At 48.9% G+C, this 16,407-nt stretch carries 14 protein-coding genes and 1 other RNA gene; 4 read left to right on the forward strand and 11 right to left on the reverse strand.

All coding sequences use genetic code 11. The annotated features are described in order from the left end of the window. Positions 1–30: 30 nt before the first annotated feature. From dnaJ to grpE, 3 genes are all read right to left on the reverse strand, one after another. Positions 31–1,176, reverse strand: a complete 1,146-nt coding sequence (gene dnaJ / locus H4O21_RS16010; RefSeq protein WP_182809882.1) for a molecular chaperone DnaJ — start codon at positions 1,174–1,176, stop codon at positions 31–33. 114 nt (positions 1,177–1,290) lie between these two features. After that, complete coding sequence (gene dnaK, locus H4O21_RS16015; protein WP_182809883.1) at positions 1,291–3,228, reverse strand: molecular chaperone DnaK; 1,938 nt, start codon at positions 3,226–3,228, stop codon at positions 1,291–1,293. A 179-nt stretch (positions 3,229–3,407) separates the two neighbouring features. Next, positions 3,408–3,986, reverse strand: coding sequence for a nucleotide exchange factor GrpE (gene grpE / locus H4O21_RS16020; RefSeq protein ID WP_182809884.1), 579 nt, complete (start codon positions 3,984–3,986; stop codon positions 3,408–3,410). 198 nt (positions 3,987–4,184) lie between these two features. On the opposite strand from grpE, the gene recN reads away from it, so the two are divergent. Continuing rightward, positions 4,185–5,861 carry a DNA repair protein RecN gene (gene recN, locus H4O21_RS16025; protein WP_182809885.1) on the forward strand — a complete coding sequence of 559 codons (1,677 nt, stop codon included), beginning with the start codon at positions 4,185–4,187 and terminating at the stop codon, positions 5,859–5,861. A gap of 97 nt (positions 5,862–5,958) precedes the next feature. On the opposite strand, the gene fur is transcribed toward recN, so the two are convergent. Further along, a complete protein-coding gene (gene fur / locus H4O21_RS16030) occupies positions 5,959–6,369 on the reverse strand; it encodes a ferric iron uptake transcriptional regulator (RefSeq protein ID WP_182809886.1) in 411 nt (136 codons plus the stop codon). Positions 6,370–6,553: 184 nt separating this feature from the next. Here fur and H4O21_RS16035 point away from each other — a divergent pair, with 184 nt between their 5' ends. After that, the gene (locus H4O21_RS16035) at positions 6,554–6,781 is read left to right on the forward strand and encodes an outer membrane protein assembly factor BamE (RefSeq protein ID WP_255487333.1); all 228 of its coding nucleotides are present in this window, start codon (positions 6,554–6,556) and stop codon (positions 6,779–6,781) included. A 49-nt stretch (positions 6,782–6,830) separates the two neighbouring features. Here the strand turns inward: H4O21_RS16035 and H4O21_RS16040 are convergent, their stop codons facing one another. Together H4O21_RS16040 and H4O21_RS16045 are read right to left on the reverse strand one after the other, a co-directional pair. After that, positions 6,831–7,127: an RnfH family protein gene (locus H4O21_RS16040; protein ID WP_182809888.1), complete on the reverse strand. Its 297-nt coding sequence runs from the start codon at positions 7,125–7,127 to the stop codon at positions 6,831–6,833. Further along, positions 7,120–7,551, reverse strand: a complete 432-nt coding sequence (locus H4O21_RS16045) for a type II toxin-antitoxin system RatA family toxin (protein WP_182809889.1) — start codon at positions 7,549–7,551, stop codon at positions 7,120–7,122. The genes H4O21_RS16040 and H4O21_RS16045 overlap by 8 nt, the downstream gene beginning before the upstream one ends. Before the next feature lie 130 nt (positions 7,552–7,681). Here H4O21_RS16045 and smpB point away from each other — a divergent pair, with 130 nt between their 5' ends. Continuing rightward, entirely contained in the window at positions 7,682–8,167 is a 486-nt protein-coding gene (gene smpB / locus H4O21_RS16050; protein WP_182809890.1) for an SsrA-binding protein SmpB, read from the forward strand. Positions 8,168–8,211: 44 nt separating this feature from the next. Next, positions 8,212–8,568: a transfer-messenger RNA gene (gene ssrA / locus H4O21_RS16055) on the forward strand. Between the two features lie 169 nt (positions 8,569–8,737). Here the strand turns inward: ssrA and H4O21_RS16060 are convergent. The 5 genes from H4O21_RS16060 to H4O21_RS16080 all read right to left on the reverse strand — a co-directional run bounded on the left by H4O21_RS16060 (position 8,738) and on the right by H4O21_RS16080 (position 16,370). Then, the gene (locus tag H4O21_RS16060) at positions 8,738–9,823 is read right to left on the reverse strand and encodes a GNAT family N-acetyltransferase (protein WP_182809891.1); all 1,086 of its coding nucleotides are present in this window, start codon (positions 9,821–9,823) and stop codon (positions 8,738–8,740) included. An 8-nt stretch (positions 9,824–9,831) separates the two neighbouring features. Next, positions 9,832–10,638, reverse strand: coding sequence for a hypothetical protein (locus tag H4O21_RS16065; protein WP_182809892.1), 807 nt, complete (start codon positions 10,636–10,638; stop codon positions 9,832–9,834). Positions 10,639–10,747: 109 nt separating this feature from the next. Further along, positions 10,748–11,758, reverse strand: coding sequence for a DNA/RNA non-specific endonuclease (locus tag H4O21_RS16070; protein ID WP_182809893.1), 1,011 nt, complete (start codon positions 11,756–11,758; stop codon positions 10,748–10,750). A 288-nt stretch (positions 11,759–12,046) separates the two neighbouring features. Then, complete coding sequence (locus H4O21_RS16075) at positions 12,047–15,289, reverse strand: efflux RND transporter permease subunit (protein WP_182809894.1); 3,243 nt, start codon at positions 15,287–15,289, stop codon at positions 12,047–12,049. Then, positions 15,282–16,370: an efflux RND transporter periplasmic adaptor subunit gene (locus H4O21_RS16080; protein WP_182809895.1), complete on the reverse strand. Its 1,089-nt coding sequence runs from the start codon at positions 16,368–16,370 to the stop codon at positions 15,282–15,284. Before H4O21_RS16080 ends, H4O21_RS16075 begins: the two co-directional genes overlap by 8 nt. Positions 16,371–16,407 lie beyond the last annotated feature (37 nt).

Here is a 16,407-nt window from a genome sequence, read left to right on the forward strand (position 1 = left end):
GCAACACGATTCAGGGACACAACCGTTTAATCAGCTTTTAAAGTCTTCAAAGAAGTTTTTCACTGAATCGAACCAGTTACTTTTCTTCGGTGAATGCTTATCACTGGTGTCTTCCATACTACTCTGGAATTCTCTCAGCAGCTCTTTCTGACGCTCAGTCAGATTAACGGGCGTTTCAACCTGAACCTTACACATCAGATCGCCCTGAGAACCTCCACGCACAGGTTTCACCCCTTTGCTGCGCAGACGGAACATCTTTCCGGATTGTGTCTCAGCCGGAATTTTCAGTTTAACGCGTCCATCCAGCGTCGGGACTTCCTGTTCACCACCCAGTGCCGCATCAACAAAAGAAACCGGCACTTCGCAGTACAGATCCTTGCCATCACGCTCAAAGATAGCATGCTGACGCACACTGACCTGTACATACAGATCACCCGCCGGACCACCGTTAACACCGGCTTCACCTTCTCCGGACAGACGAATGCGGTCACCGGTATCCACACCTGGCGGAATTTTAACCGACAGGGTTTTCTGATCCTGTTTGCGACCTTCACCATGACAGCTGCGACAAGGATTCTTAACCTGAGTCCCACGACCATGACAGGCGGGACAGGTCTGCTGAACAGAGAAGAACCCCTGCTGCATGCGTACCTGACCATGTCCACCACAGGTAGAACAGGTAACAGGGGCTGACTGGTCAGCAGAGCCTGTACCATCACAGGAGTCACACTCCACCATTGTCGGTACTTTAATACTGACAGTAGTGCCATGAACGGCCTCTTCCAGATCCAGATCCAGACGGTATCTCAGATCTGAACCCCTCTGAGGTGCGTTCGGATTGCGCTGACGACCGCCGCCACCGCCGAAAATATCACCGAACACGTCCCCGAAGATGTCACCAAAGCCACCATCACCACCGCCAAAGCCGCCGCCGCCAAAGCCGGCCTGCCCATCGACGCCAGCATGGCCGTACTGATCATAAGCCGCTCGCTTGGATGAATCGGTCAGAACTTCATAAGCCTCCGTGGCTTCTTTGAACTTTTCTGACGCTTCTTCATCGTCCGGGTTACGGTCCGGGTGATACTTCATCGCCAGACGACGGTAGGCTTTTTTTATCGCCTTTTCATCATCGCTTTTGGAAACACCCAGTACTTCGTAATAATCACGCTTTGACATTGCTAACTAACCATCTGGTCTGAAAGAAGAAAATTATGAAAACAGCCTGCTTATACAAGAACGCGGGACAGCCTGGCTATCCCGCGCATGGATTGTCCTGATCAGAAGACAATCTTATTTCTTGTCGTCTTTCACTTCTTCGAACTCAGCGTCAACCACATCATCTGCTTTTGCAGACGCCTGCTCGCCACCGGCAGCGCCTGCTGCACCTGGGCCAGCCTGACCTTGCTGCGCCTGCTCAGCATACAGTTTCTGAGCCAACTCACCAGAGGCTTCTGTCAGTGCATTGGTTTTCGCTTTAATGTCTTCGACGTCATCACCTTTCAGTGCTTCTTCCAGGGCACTGATTGCTGATTCAATCTTATCTTTCTCTTCAGCCGTCGCTTTGTCGCCTGCTTCTTCTAACGTCTTCTTAGTGGCGTGCAGCATGCTGTCACCCTGGTTACGCACCTGCACCATCTCTTCAAACTTCTTATCTTCTTCAGCGTTCGCTTCCGCATCCGCTACCATCTGATCGATTTCATCATCGCTCAGACCAGAAGACGCTTTAATCACAATCGACTGCTCTTTGCCTGTCGCTTTGTCTTTAGCTGATACGTTCAGAATGCCGTTGGCATCAATATCGAACGTTACTTCAATCTGAGGCACGCCTCGTGGTGCAGGAGGAATATCTGCCAGATCGAAACGACCCAGAGATTTATTCTGCTGCGCTTGCTTACGCTCACCCTGTACCACGTGAATGGTTACTGCAGTCTGGTTATCATCAGCTGTTGAGAACACCTGAGACTTCTTAGTCGGAATCGTAGTGTTCTTATCGATCAGCGGTGTAGCAACACCACCCATAGTCTCGATACCCAACGTCAGAGGACTTACGTCCAGCAGTAGTACGTCTTTTACGTCACCGGCCAGTACACCACCCTGGATAGAAGCGCCGATAGCAACCGCCTCGTCCGGGTTAACATCTTTACGAGGCTCTTTACCAAAGAATTCAGCTACTTTGGCCTGAACCATAGGCATACGGGTCTGACCACCCACCAGGATCACATCATCAATTTCAGATGCAGACAGACCCGCGTCTTTCAGAGCAGTGGCACAAGGCTCAAGAGAACGTCTCACCAGCTCTTCCACCAGAGACTCCAGCTTAGCACGGGTGACCTTAACATTCAGGTGCTTAGGACCTGTCGCATCAGCTGTAATATAAGGCAGATTCACATCCGTCTGCTGGCTGCTGGACAGCTCAATTTTAGCTTTTTCTGCTGCTTCCTTCAGACGCTGCAGCGCCAGTGGATCATTGTGCAGATCAATACCGGACTCGTTCTTAAACTCATCAGCCAGGTAGTTAATCAGCGCCAGATCAAAATCTTCACCACCCAGGAAGGTGTCACCATTAGTTGCCAGCACTTCAAACTGATGCTCACCATCTACTTCAGCAATTTCGATGATAGAAATATCGAAAGTACCGCCACCCAGATCGTAAACTGCTGCAGTACGGTCACCACGCGCCTTATCCATACCATAAGCCAGTGCCGCAGCTGTTGGCTCATTGATGATACGTTTTACTTCCAGACCCGCGATTTTACCCGCATCTTTTGTCGCCTGACGCTGAGAATCGTTAAAGTAGGCTGGTACAGTAATCACAGCTTCTGTTACTGGTTCACCCAGGTAATCTTCAGCTGTTTTCTTCATTTTCTTCAGAACTTCTGCTGAGATCTGAGGTGGCGCTTTCTTCTCGCCTTTTACCTCAACCCAGGCATCACCATTGTCCGCTTTAACTATTTTGTAAGGCACCATTTTGATGTCTTTCTGAACAACATCGTCTTCAAACCGACGACCAATCAGACGCTTAACAGCGAACAGAGTATTATTCGGGTTCGTCACAGCCTGACGCTTTGCAGACTGACCAACCAGAGTTTCGTTATCGTCAGTGAAAGCAATGATAGACGGGGTGGTGCGATCGCCTTCAGCGTTCTCAATCACCTTAGCCTTATCACCGTCCATTACTGCAACACAAGAGTTGGTTGTACCCAGATCGATACCGATAATGCGACCCATAACTATCTCCGATTTCTAAATCTTGAATTCTGTCTTTTTAGCGACGTTGTCTTATCTTTCGCCGCTTTTCTTTGCATTTAACTGCTATATGAGGCCTTCAGTTTTTCTTTCAAGGCCTGCTTCTGAATTTTTTTACGCTTTTTTTCAGCGCATTCAGACAAGGCTTTAAAAACAGCCTGTTAAGGTGCTTTTGCCACCATCACCATGGCCGGGCGCACCAGACGACCATTCAGCAGATAACCCTTCTGCATCACGGCAATCACGGTATTCGGCTCAACATCCGGGTTCGGCACCATTGACATCGCTTCATGGAACTGTGGGTCAAATGGCGTCCCTACGGGATCAATCTGTTCCACATTAAATTTATTCAGCGTGCTGATAAACATATTCAGGGTCATCTCGACCCCTTCTTTTACCGCGTCAGCCACATCATGCTGCGCAAAGGTTTCCAGCGCACGCTCAAGACTATCTACAACCGGCAACAGCTCTTTCGAGAATTTTTCCAGTGCGAACTTATGAGCATTCTCAACATCTTTCTCTGCACGGCGACGGGCATTCTGAGCATCAGCATGAGCACGCAGTGCCTGATCTTTCGCCTGTTCCAGTTGTTCCTGAAGCTCAGCCAGACTGGCAGCAAAATCTACGGTCTCCTGACCTTCGGTTGCCTGCTGCTCTGCTTCAGTTTCTACAGCTGATGCAGCCTGCGCTTCCTGATCCAGTTCAGCCTGCCCGGTATTTTTCTGCTCTTCTGTCGTCATAGCTTATGTTTCTCTCACGTAAGAAGTGTTTATCACCAACTGCTTGCCTATATTGGTTCCCTGATTTTTTTTTCAACCCCTGCCATGTTCTGTCATTAAACTTTTATGTAAAAAAACGGTCACCGTTATTGCCCATACGACAAAATACTGTATAAATACCCACATCAATTCTGAGCAGACCGGTAAGAGGAAGCCCTGATGCTGACCTATCTGGCAATTAACAACCTTGCAATTGTAGAGCAACTGGAACTGGATCTTCCGGCAGGCATGACAGTCATCACCGGGGAAACCGGAGCCGGTAAATCCATTCTGCTGGATGCTATGGGACTGGCTCTGGGAGACAGGGCCGATGCTGACAGCGTACGTCATGGCACCCCAAAGGCCGAGATACACGCCCACTTTGATGTGTCTGCACTTAAAGTGGCCCGCCAGTGGCTGATAAAGAATGAGCTGAATACCGATGACAGCAGTGAATGTATTCTGCGCCGGGTCATTCATAGTAATGGCCGCTCTAAAGCCTGGATTAATGGTCAGCCCTGCTCTGTGCAGCAACTGAAACAGCTCAGCAGCCATCTGATTGATATTCATGGCCAGCATGAACACCAGTCCCTGCTTCGCCGGGAAACTCATCTGACTCTACTGGATGAATTTGCCCGCCTGCAAAAACCTGTCGCCCAGCAAACAGAACTGTTTCGTCAGTGGCAGAAATGCCGTCGCCAGCTGGAGCAGCTGAAAAACCAGGACAGCGAACAACAGTCTCGACTGGAGCTTCTGCGCTATCAGGTTGAAGAACTGGAACAGCTGGCACTGGAAGAACAGGAGCTACAGCAGCTGGAAGAGGAGCAGCAAAGGCTGGCTAATGCTGAAACCCTGATCGCTGAGGGTCAGGCTATTATAGAGCTGTGCGACAGCGATCATGGCAGTGTTCGGCAGATGCTGAACCAGGCCTGCCATCGCATCAGCCAGATCCCTGGTCAGGATACCCGCTTAAATGAGATCAGCCAGTTACTGAATGAAGCCCTGATTCAGGTTGAAGAAGCCTCCGGTGAGCTGCACCATTTCGTTAACGGATGCGAGCTGGATCCAGAACGTTTGCAATTTGTGGAGGAACGCCTGTCGACGATCTATCAGCTGGCGCGTAAGCACCACATCACGCCGGAAGAGTTATATCAGCACAGCCTTCAGCTCAGAGAAGAACTGAACAAAATTGAAAGTGGCCCACAGAATATTGACCAGGTCGCCGAACAGCTGCAGGAGCTGACGGAAATTTTCCGTGAAAAAGCAGCGATTCTTAGCCAGAAGCGCAGGAAAGCTGCAGACCGCCTGAACAAAGAGATCAATAAGCAGCTCTCGATGCTCGGCATGGCCAATGCCCGTTTTGAAGTCAGCGTCAACAGTACAGATCAGTTCCAGCCAACCGGCACTGATGATACTGAATTTCTGATTAGCACCAATCCGGGACAACCTGCAAAGCCTATGATTAAAATTGCCTCCGGGGGGGAATTATCCCGTATCAGCCTGGCTATTCAGGTTGTAACAGCTCAGACCTCAACGATTCCGACACTGGTGTTTGATGAAGTCGATGTGGGTATCAGTGGCGGTACCGCCGAAATTGTCGGTAAGCTACTGCACAACCTGGGGCAAAGCGGCCAGATTCTATCAATCACTCACCTGCCTCAGGTCGCCGCTCAGGGAGATCAGCACCTGCACATCCGCAAATTCAGCACCAAAAACAGCACCCGTTCAGAGATGCTGTGGCTGGATCAGTCCCAGCGTATTACAGAACTGGCCCGGATGCTGGGCGGCGTCGACCTGACAGAACAAACACTGGCTCACGCCAGCGAAATGCTGACCAGCAGCCAGCCTGTGGACTAATATTCCTTTTGGTCCTCTGCCGAATAAGCAAAACCCCTGAGCGTATGAAAAATACAATCAGGGGCTGTTACTCATAGAAAGTCAGTGATTAACAGAATCAGCTTTCTTTCTTACGTACGTACAGTACCAGAGAATGCTCTACCAGCTCATAACCATGAGCTTCCACAATTTTGTGCTGCAGGGCTTCAATCTCCGGATCACAGAACTCAATCACTTCACCACTATCCACACAAACCATATGGTCATGGTGCTCATCACGAGCAATCTCGAATACCGCATGCCCGCCATCAAAATTGTGACGCACCACCAGACCTGCAGATTCAAACTGGGTCAGTACACGGTATACCGTTGCCAGACCAACGTCTTCTCCTGCATCCAGCAGTGCTTTATAGACATCCTCAGCACTCATATGATGAGAGTCTGCTCGTTCAAGCAACTGCAGAATCTTGATTCGGGGTAAAGTTACCTTCAGACCTGCTTTTTTCAGTTCCTGGTTTTCATCTGCCATGGTTTTTTCGGTCTCGCTTCGCAGTCAGTGCTTATTCCGGTATTATTCCAGACTCGCACAACATGGTGAAAGATATTCTCAAATGCAAAGACTGATCATTTTAGTCATCTTTTCTTCGTTCGTCACACTTTCTGGCTGCATTTTTCCCGGAATTTACAAACGGGAACTACAACAGGGTCACGTGATGACAGAAGAGATGATCAATCAACTCAAGCCGGGACTGACCCGTGAGCAGGTGGCCTATGTTATGGGCACACCTTTAACAACATCAACGTTCAATAAAAATCGCTGGGACTATGTCTACTGGCTCAAAGATCCAAGAGACAATGTAACCCGTGAAAGAGTAACACTGTTTTTTGAACAGGACACTCTGAATGACATTATCAGAGTACCGGAAAAGAGCGATCAGTAAACCGGCTTTACAGTATTATATACAGTAAAGTCCGGTCTTGAACTGAATACTACTTTTCCTGCTTAGCAGCCCGGCGCGCTCTGGCCTGCTTAGGGTCTGCGATCAGAGCACGATAGAGTTCAACTCTGTCGTGTTCGTGCAGTACATGCTCGTCCGGTTTCTTGATCACTTTTCCATATATCCCCATAGGACTGGTTGTCAGATCAATCTCAGGAAAGTGCTCTGCCATGCCGGACTTTTCTGCTGCCTGCTGCACCGTGGTTCCTTCCGGTAAAAACAGCTCGATTACACGCTGTTCTGAAGGAGAAGCGTACACCACTTCAATCCTGATCAGTTTCTCATCCATAAACCTGTTTCGCTCGCTGACAGAAGGCATCAACCAGAGTATTGGCTGCCTGATTAAACACACCACCCAATGCTACACTCAGCATTTTGCTGGCAAATTCGAACTCCATTGTCAGAGAGACCTTGCAGGCTTGCTCTGACAAGGCATCAAAGCGCCACTCTCCATTCAGACGTTTGAAAGGGCCATCAACCAGATGTAATTCAATTCTGTGAGGTTCCTGCAAGGTATTGCGCGTAGTAAAACTGTGTTTGAGACCGGCTTTGGAAATCTCAAGTTCTCCAACCATATGACTGTCTGATGACTCAATCAGACGCGCAGCAGAGCACCAGGGTAAAAACTGCGGATAGGACTCACAGTCATTTACCAGATCGTACATCTGTTTTGCGGAATGCATGACCAGAGCCGTTCGGGTTACTGTTGGCATTATAAATAAGCTCTCAGGGTTCATTCGTCGGAACTGACCGACCCTATAAAAAAATAAATTGTACCACGAAATTGATTTTTAACGGCTCTGCCAGATAGCCCTTTGCCTCGCTTCGTTTTATAATGCCGTCATGGCTAAAAAACAGAAAAAAACAAAATCGACCAGCAACACCATCGCGCTGAACAAACGCGCCCGTCACGAATATCATGTTAATGATAAGTTCGAGGCCGGTGTTTCTCTGGCTGGCTGGGAAGTTAAAAGTATCCGCGAAGGAAAAGTACAGATTACCGATGCCTATGTCATTATGCATCAGGGTGAAGTCTGGCTGATGGGCGCTCATATTACACCGCTGATCAGTGTTTCAACGCACATCGTTGCAGAACCCACCCGTAATCGTAAATTACTTCTGCATAAAAAAGAGATCGCAAAAATCTTTGCCACCATTCAGCAAAAAGGTCAGACTTGTGTGCCTTTAGCGCTGTACTGGAAAAATAACAAAGTAAAATGCGAAATTGCTCTGGTAACCGGTAAACAACAGCATGATAAGCGTGCTACAGAAAAAGACCGGGACTGGGGACGCCAGAAAGCCCGTATTGTTCGAGAGCATGCAGGTTAATACTGGTAAAAGTTCTGTAATTCATTATAATTGCAGGACTATTCGGGGGTGATTTGGCTTCGACGCTGGTTACAAACCCTGAGGTGCATGTCGAGAGGGTAACGTATCTCGTAAATCCCGCGTTACTACTAAATAGTCGCAAACGACGAAAACTACGCTCTAGCCGCTTAATGGCTGCCTTTGAAGGAAGTTGCCTGTAACTTCTGGACAAGGTTTATGAGCCCGCGAAACAGGCTCGCAGCAAAGTCCGCCTTAGACCGCGCTGCTAAATATTTTAAGGCTCGCGTATAACAATCCTGTTCGTTGGAGTGTTACACGTTAAATAAAAAGACGAAACTAAGCATGTAGATCCGATGGCAGAGGACTGACGGACGCGGGTTCAATTCCCGCCACCTCCACCAGTTAGCATATTGATTTGTAAGGATTTTCCTAAACAAATCAAGGTAAGGCTTCCATACCCTTACCACACAGAAACCGCTTTTATAGCGGTTTTTTTGTGTCTGAAGAAAAGTCAGGCCTCTGATTTATATCATTGCATTCAGACCTGCTTCTGTTTACACAAGTTATAGTTCAACGCAGGGTTCCCGGCTCTGGGATACGCCCCAACAATCGTGCAGCCATTTTCATCAGTCGGGTATTTTTGAAAAACAGGTCCGGAAAACAGGCATTCACATTGAGATCCAGACGGGCTTCAGATTCAGGATCAAAAACATGTGACCGGAGCAGACCTTCACGCTCAAACCCCAGATGCTCTGTATTACGTTGCCCATTCGGATTATCGGAATACACATAGCTGTATACTTTACATAAACCCAGCACAGAGAATGCGTATTCCAGCACCAGTAAGGTCGCTTCAACACTGACCAGCCCCGATGTCTGCCCCGGAAAACCGACCAGGATTTCAGCTCTGGAGTTTTTCAGGTTCAGATCAACTAAAGCGGCCAGACCAATAGCCCGACCGTCTTTTTCCACAACCCATTCAATTTTATTGGTTTCAGCCGGAGATTTTTCCGCTCTTTTAAGATCCTTCTCGACCAGCTCCGGAGATGCTTTCTGAAACAGGTTATAATGATGCCGAAAGGTATTATCATTACGGCAGGACAGCAGAAACTCCTTATGCGAGCGGTTCATTCTGACCAGGCGAACATTCTTCCCGACCAGATCCTGCCACCAAAAAGGTGCCAGGCCAAAAGCAATAGTATGAATCTGACGTTTGACGGGGGAATCTTCCGGCATCTGATCCAGTGCTGACTGAAAGCCCTGATAGGCCTCCTGTTTATCGCCACAGGCCAGAGCGGCTCTGCCACGCGCAATCGCAGCCAGACTATTATTCGGAAACAGCCTGCCAGCGGTCTTAGCGACCTCAAGAGCCCTCTCTGTAGCCCCAGACTGAAGTAATACCTCAGACAAGGTATTAAGATAACGAATCTCTTCAGGAGCCATCTCGCAGGCCTTTTCCAGACACAGCACAGCCTGTTCAGGGTTACGGTCTGCTGCAGGCCCATAAGCCTGCAGCAATCCTTTTGCCAACCAGATCATAGCGTGATACTGATTGTGCGATAGAACGGCGAGATACGATTTAATCTTGCCCCACTCGCCACGTTGCAGCCAGTTATTCAGCTCTTCACCTGAAGGATGTATACCGTCTGTATCCATACGATAAATTAGCCTATTTTTGAATCATCCGGAGTATATTGCAGCCCGGTTGTGGTGAGATCATCGACCTGATTGGTATTTAACTCCAGCTGAGCTGCCATAGCAAATAAGCTGGCCTGAGTGTGCTCACCAGAATCAATCAGCCCGGAGTATAGTGCTAAATCCTGTGCACTGGCTTCAACACCCACCACGTTTTTAAACAGAAGACCAACCAGTACATCATTACTGACACCCCCCGGAACGTAGTGATTAATCATTGATTGTGCCAGTTCATCAATCTTTGCATCACCATTATTCGGGTTTAGTCGATCAGATTCTGCAATCCACCGTCCAAAGCTTTCCTGGTCCGGGGCCTGGTCAAAGGCTGCAAAAAATAGCGCCAGAGCAGCTCCGGCGTTGTCATCTATATCCAGATCAAGCGCAACAGAAGTATCTTTGAAAGAAAGACGCTCAATATCAAACAACTGGTCAGTTTCTGTCCGGATTGTGGTCTCACCAGACTTAGAGTTTGTGTCGGAAACCTGATAATCCACAGTCCAGCCGGATGTTATATTACCGGTTTTAGAGTCCGTATTATTCAGCGCTGCCAGCTCAACATCCGCCAGATAGAAGCTGGCATAAGTGACAGTATTAAGTCCGGAGTCACCATTGATGATTCTGCCGCTATCAGCTCCGCCTGCTACAGAGTCATTTCCACCCGACTTAGAGTCGCTATTCCCTGATTTGGAATCACCAGAGCTGCTACCTGAATCGGTCGATGTGAAACGGACAGTCACGGGGGCTCCGGATGTATTGTCATCGTCATAATCAGTCATCACTGTACTCCTGCTTTCTGATAAACGGTCTGAATTAAGCATAACCCATCTATTACATGAAGAACGAGAATCGGGTCACTTTTTACGTGTAATTTTTTCCCACAATAATTTACCGACAAATGGATTCGCAAGGTATGCCATCCTGATCACTGTCCAGACGTGCCATACCACAACTACTCAGATAAAACTGAGCCTCAGAACAGGAAGTCATAGCCGCACAGGTAGTTTTACTGCCACAACTCAGATCAGATGCAGGAGACAGACTGGATTCCGTTTCACCCGGATTGTAAAAAATAGCAGGGCTGACTGTCACCCCTGAAGGCAGGCTACAGGCCATGCGTACGCTGCTTTCCAGATTCGCTTCCAGGTTATCCGGCAAGGTGCTGAAAAAATCAACGTTTACCTGATTTTCAAGCTGATCAATACTGACTATATGCTCCGCAAGGTTATCCCAGTGGAAACTATTCTGTGATGCCAGCAAGGCAAAAGCTCTCAGATACTGATCTTCATCAAGATGCAGAACAACCTTATACTGATACTCAGGTATCGCAACACCAGTACCAATCGTCTCAGGCATATTGCTGTAACTGCTTCCGGTAATCACCAGTAAAGGATTGCCTGCTGTTTTTTCCTGACTGCACTCTCTGATCCACTGTTCAACATCACTCCACTGATAGCGATTAAATGCTGGACTCTGGGGAACAATATTACTCAGATAAAAGGTATCTCTCTGGGAAACTTCGCTGTGATCCAGTGCCGCATTAGGAGCCAGGTGCCCTCTGTCATAACCGGAACCGGAATAATCATCCAGCTGTGAACGGTAAGTTTCCGGAATCCGCTCATCGGCCCTGAAGCTATCGTCTCTTTCCCGTGTAATGGCAACCTGCTCCCCATAAAGCCTGTACATTGACCACAAACCACCTTTGTACTGATAGCTGTATCCGGTATCAAACGAATTATTCACAAGCACCTGATCCTGTCCGGCCTGTGGATAAATCATAAAATGCTCAATCAGCTCAGCAGATGAGCTACTCTGATCATTTCCGGAGTCACTTCCACTGCCGCCTCCGCATCCGGCTAAGAAAAAAATCAGCCCGGTCAATAATCCGAATCTGTTCATAGTCCCTCTTATCTGCCTCACAACGATTCTGATGTGGATAACTCAGAACCCATCAGTACCAAAGCGACAAAATAACGCTAACCTGTCGATTTGAAATAGCGACAATATAACACAAGCAGTCGGTTAACAGCCGGAGGATACAACCTGAACTGAGAGCCTGTTTATAAGAGGGATCGACATGATTAACAAAGAGAAGTCTGAAAACAGAGGCACATAAAAAAAGCCGCTACCCCGAATTACGGGTCAGCAGCTTTCAGATAGCAGAGTGCAGCAAATAAAAAGAGGAAATTACGCAGTGCGGCTCTGATCCAGTGCTTTAATGCGCCCAGGCGCGAATGCATAATACATCACAGGGATGACCAGCAGGGTCAACAGAGTAGATACGGTCAGACCAAAGATCAGAGCAATAGCCAGACCGTTGAAAATAGGATCATCCAGAATAAACAGGGCCCCTATCATCGCAGCCAGTGCCGTCAGAATAATCGGTTTAGCCCGCACGGCTCCGGACTGAATCACAGCGTCTTCAAAGGGCATACCGGCTTTTAGCTGTTGATTAATAAAGTCCACCAGCAGAATAGAGTTACGAACAATAATACCCGCCAGGGCAATCATGCCAATCATGGATGTTGCCGTAAACTGAGCTCCCAGCAACGCATGTCCGGGCATCACACCTATCATGGTCAGAGGAATGGGTGTCATAATAATCAGAGGCACACGATAGGAGCGAAATTGAGCGACGACCAGCATATAAATAAGGACCATGCCAACAGCATAGGCAATGCCCATATCCCGGAATGTTTCATACGTTACCTGCCACTCGCCATCCCACTTAACAGAAGGTACCAGAGGCCACTCCGGCTGCAGTATAAAGAACTGATCGGTCAGCACATTCCCGGACAAAGGTTGTTCTGATAATTGTGCCACCAGATCAAACATTCCATATAACGGACTATCCAGCTCACCAGCCATATCTGCAGTAACAAAGGTGACCGGCATCAGATCCTTATGATAGATCGTCTGAGACCACTGATCTTCATGCAGACTCACCATTTCAGATAGAGCCACCAGTTGTCCGGTGTGACTTCTGACCTTCAGGGTCAGAAACTGCTCCAGATTGCTTTTATCCGCTTCAGGCAGTTCCAGCCTGATTGGCAAAGGATATTTTACATCTGCATTATGCAGAAAGCTGACATTCTCCCCCCCCAGAGCTGTTGAGACCGCAGATACGATCGTCTGCTGAGAAACGCCCAGCGTCGCTGCTTTCTGACGATCCACTCTCAGCAGATACTTTAAGACAGGTGCTTCCAGCATATCATCAACATCAACCACACCGGGGGTCTGCTCCATTTTCTGCCTGAGCGCCCGTGCGGTATCTGACATAACCTTTTCATCAGCCCCATAGATCTCAGCCACCAGAGGGGCCATAACCGGAGGCCCTGGAGGTACTTCAACAATCTTTACATTAGCCTGATATTCAGCGCCAATTGCCTGCAGAGGTTCCCGTATCGCCAGAGCTATTTCGTGACTTTTACGCTCCCGGAGATCCTTATCAACAAAGTTAACCTGGATATCTCCGGTATGAGCACTTTCACGCAGATAATACTGACGCACCAGGCCGTTAAAATTAATAGGAGCTGCTGTACCGGCATATGTCTGATAGTGAGTCACTTCCGGGACAGTCTGCAGATAACGGCCAAGGTCCAGCAACACCCGCTGGGTTTGCTCGACAGGTGTGCCTTCTGGCATATCAACAATAATCTGAATCTCAGATTTATTATCAAATGGCAGCATCTTCAGTACAACCGACAGGGTAACCGGCAGCGCCGCCGCTGCCAGGGTCAGTCCGATAACAACCAGCCCCAGTAACACACGCATAGCCCGGCCTTTTTTCTCCCGCAGGAAAGGCTTCATCAACGCACGGAAAAACTTCACCATCCCGGGATTACCAGATTCATGAGAGCCGTCATCCTTACCCGCTGCAGCTTCAGGCTGGTGTTTCATCAGTTTAAATGCCAGCCAGGGCGTAACGACAAAGGCAATAACCAGAGAAATCAGCATGCCCATACTGGCATTAATCGGTATAGGACTCATATAAGGCCCCATCAGCCCACTGACAAAGGCCATCGGCATCAAGGCGGCAATCACAGTGAAGGTTGCCAGAATTGTCGGGCCTCCAACTTCATCGACCGCGACTGGAATCGCTTCTCTGAGATTGCAGGCTCCACCACTCAGGTGACGATGGATATTCTCAACCACCACAATTGCATCGTCGACCAGAATACCTATAGAGAAAATAAGGGCAAACAGAGATACCCGGTTCAGAGTGAAGCCATAAGCCCAGGACGCAAACAGAGTGATCATCAGAGTAATCACAATCGCCAGGCCAACAATCACTGCCTGACGGAAGCCCAGTGTTGCCAGTACCAGCAACACCACAGATCCTGTCGCAAAAACCAGCTTAGAGATCAGAGTGTTGGATTTATTATTGGCTGTCACGCCATAGTCACGGGTAATCGTTACTCTGACATCATCCGGAATAGCGATATTTTTCAGCTGCTCCAGACGAGCAGAAATATTGCGAGTGATATCAATAGCATTCTGCCCCGGCTGCTTGGCAATCGCCATCGTTACAGCGGGATAAAGCCCTTCCGGTCCCTCAAAAGCAGGGCCGGTACCCATGAAAACACTCTGCTCCGGCGTATCAGCTCCCACCTGAATCTGCGCAACATCTCGCAAATAAACTGGCGCTCCCTGATTTATACCTACAACCAGCCCGGCCAGCTCACTGGCAGAACTGAGAAAGTCACCAGCCTGCACCGGAATCAGGCGATTATCCTGTATTACCGGCAATTCCTGCCCTGCTGTATTGGCGGAGGTCAGAGCCAGACTCAATTCATCCAGGCTGATGTTAAACCCTGATAGCCTGGCCGGATCCAGCAGAACATGCACCACAGAATCAGGCCCGCCCAGAGTGTAGATATCCCGTGTGCCTTTTATCCTCTTCAGCTCCACTTCCAGACTATGCGCTACTTTTTTCAGCTGGTGACTGCTGATTTCCGGATTATCAGACCAGAGTGTCAGGCTCATCACAGGTACATCATCAATGCCCATAGGTCTGATCAGAGGCTGACCTGCACCAAGGTTCTGCGGCAACCAGTCCTGATGGGAATATACCTGGTTGTATAAGCGAACGATTGCTTCCTGGCGGGTAATTCCCACTTCAAACTGAACCGTCAGCACTGCCATACCGGCTCTGGATACAGACATGACATGCTCGACCCCTTCCACCTCTGACATCACCTGCTCTGCCGGAGTAGAAATCAGTTGCTCCACTTCTCGAGGGGAAGCGCCAGGAAAAGGCACAAAGATATTGGCAAATGTCACATCAATTTGCGGCTCTTCTTCCTTAGGGGTAATCAGTATCGCCAGTAGCCCCAACAGCATTCCAACGATTGCCAGCAACGGTGTAATCTGTGTGCTCTGAAAGGTCCGGGCAGTCAGCCCGGAAATACCCAGACGAGATTCAGACATGATCCGGCTTCCTCTGCTGATTCAGAAACTCCAGTACCTGATGCGGATCAAGAGCAATACGATCTCCTGCCTGTAATCCGGACAGAATTTCGATATGCCCATCAGATTTATATCCAATGCGTACCAGACACAAACGAGGCTCACCCTGCTCATTCAGCAAATAAACCCCTTTCAGATCTCCCCGAACAACCAGAGCCTGCTCTGGAATAACAAGGCGCTCTTTTTTTGCTACCGGCACCTCTACCTTCACCATCATGCCCGGATAAAGCCCGGATTGCTGCTCAGGCAGGTTAATGCGAACCCGGAAATTGCGTGTCGCAGCGTCGGCATAAGGAAAAACCGTCAGGGACGATGCCGTCAGATAACGCCCATCAGATAGTCTGATCCGGGCCTGACCTTGTTTTCGGACACCTGCAGCATAATGCTGCGGCAGATAAATATTCACCCGAAGGGCGTTCAGATCGATACCGCTCATCAGGGGTGATCCGGGAGCAACAACTTCTCCCTGTTCCACATGACGCTCTGTAACAATGCCGCCATACGGTGCAATGACCCGGGTATAGGACACCTGCTTACGTGCTTCTTTCAGGGCTGCAACAGCTTTACTGTAACTGGCGTTGGCAGCATCCAGATTATTTCTGGCCTGATCATACTGAGCCTGTGATGCCAGCTTACGCTGATAGATTCCTGTAATGCGTTCAGCATTCTGTCGGGCATCTGTCAGACTGGCCCTGGCGGCTCTGGCTGCCGCTTCAGTCTGCTCCAGTCTGGCCTGTTGCTCCGTATCGCTGATCTGCAACAGAACAGCACCGGGTTCAACGGAGTCATCCACATCATAAAAAACCTGGCTCACAGTTCCAGACGTCTGGGCTGCCACCGTACTTTTACGAATAGCTTCGACCGTACCATCCAACACAATATTCTGAGGAGATAATTCAGATTTAAGGGTATAGCTCTCAAGTGCCAGAGCCGGTACAGCCATAACCAGAGCTGATAAAACCATTGCGGCCAGCAATACCCTCTGCATAAGCCTTCCACCTACAGCACCTGAACAACAGGCAATCAGGGCACGTATGCACATTTGGAACCCGCCTTAATATATCAATTCATTTTATTTA

The organism is Oceanospirillum sediminis, from assembly GCF_014164585.1.
In the GTDB taxonomy this organism is placed as follows: Bacteria; Pseudomonadota; Gammaproteobacteria; order Pseudomonadales; family Halomonadaceae; genus Oceanospirillum; species Oceanospirillum sediminis.

Excerpts from the sequence above, each read along its gene's own strand:
- H4O21_RS16040 (WP_182809888.1), bottom strand. The coding sequence starts at position 7,127 with ATGGATGAGAAACTGATCAGGATTGAAGTGGTGTACGCTTCTCCTTCA.
- H4O21_RS16075 (WP_182809894.1), bottom strand. The coding sequence starts at position 15,289 with ATGTCTGAATCTCGTCTGGGTATTTCCGGGCTGACTGCCCGGACCTTT.
- dnaJ (WP_182809882.1), bottom strand. The coding sequence starts at position 1,176 with ATGTCAAAGCGTGATTATTACGAAGTACTGGGTGTTTCCAAAAGCGAT.
- H4O21_RS16070 (WP_182809893.1), bottom strand. The coding sequence starts at position 11,758 with ATGAACAGATTCGGATTATTGACCGGGCTGATTTTTTTCTTAGCCGGA.
- H4O21_RS16080 (WP_182809895.1), bottom strand. The coding sequence starts at position 16,370 with ATGTGCATACGTGCCCTGATTGCCTGTTGTTCAGGTGCTGTAGGTGGA.
- H4O21_RS16045 (WP_182809889.1), bottom strand. The coding sequence starts at position 7,551 with ATGCCAACAGTAACCCGAACGGCTCTGGTCATGCATTCCGCAAAACAG.
- H4O21_RS16035 (WP_255487333.1), top strand. The coding sequence starts at position 6,554 with ATGACAGAAGAGATGATCAATCAACTCAAGCCGGGACTGACCCGTGAG.
- grpE (WP_182809884.1), bottom strand. The coding sequence starts at position 3,986 with ATGACGACAGAAGAGCAGAAAAATACCGGGCAGGCTGAACTGGATCAG.
- smpB (WP_182809890.1), top strand. The coding sequence starts at position 7,682 with ATGGCTAAAAAACAGAAAAAAACAAAATCGACCAGCAACACCATCGCG.
- recN (WP_182809885.1), top strand. The coding sequence starts at position 4,185 with ATGCTGACCTATCTGGCAATTAACAACCTTGCAATTGTAGAGCAACTG.
- H4O21_RS16060 (WP_182809891.1), bottom strand. The coding sequence starts at position 9,823 with ATGGATACAGACGGTATACATCCTTCAGGTGAAGAGCTGAATAACTGG.
- dnaK (WP_182809883.1), bottom strand. The coding sequence starts at position 3,228 with ATGGGTCGCATTATCGGTATCGATCTGGGTACAACCAACTCTTGTGTT.
- H4O21_RS16065 (WP_182809892.1), bottom strand. The coding sequence starts at position 10,638 with ATGACTGATTATGACGATGACAATACATCCGGAGCCCCCGTGACTGTC.
- fur (WP_182809886.1), bottom strand. The coding sequence starts at position 6,369 with ATGGCAGATGAAAACCAGGAACTGAAAAAAGCAGGTCTGAAGGTAACT.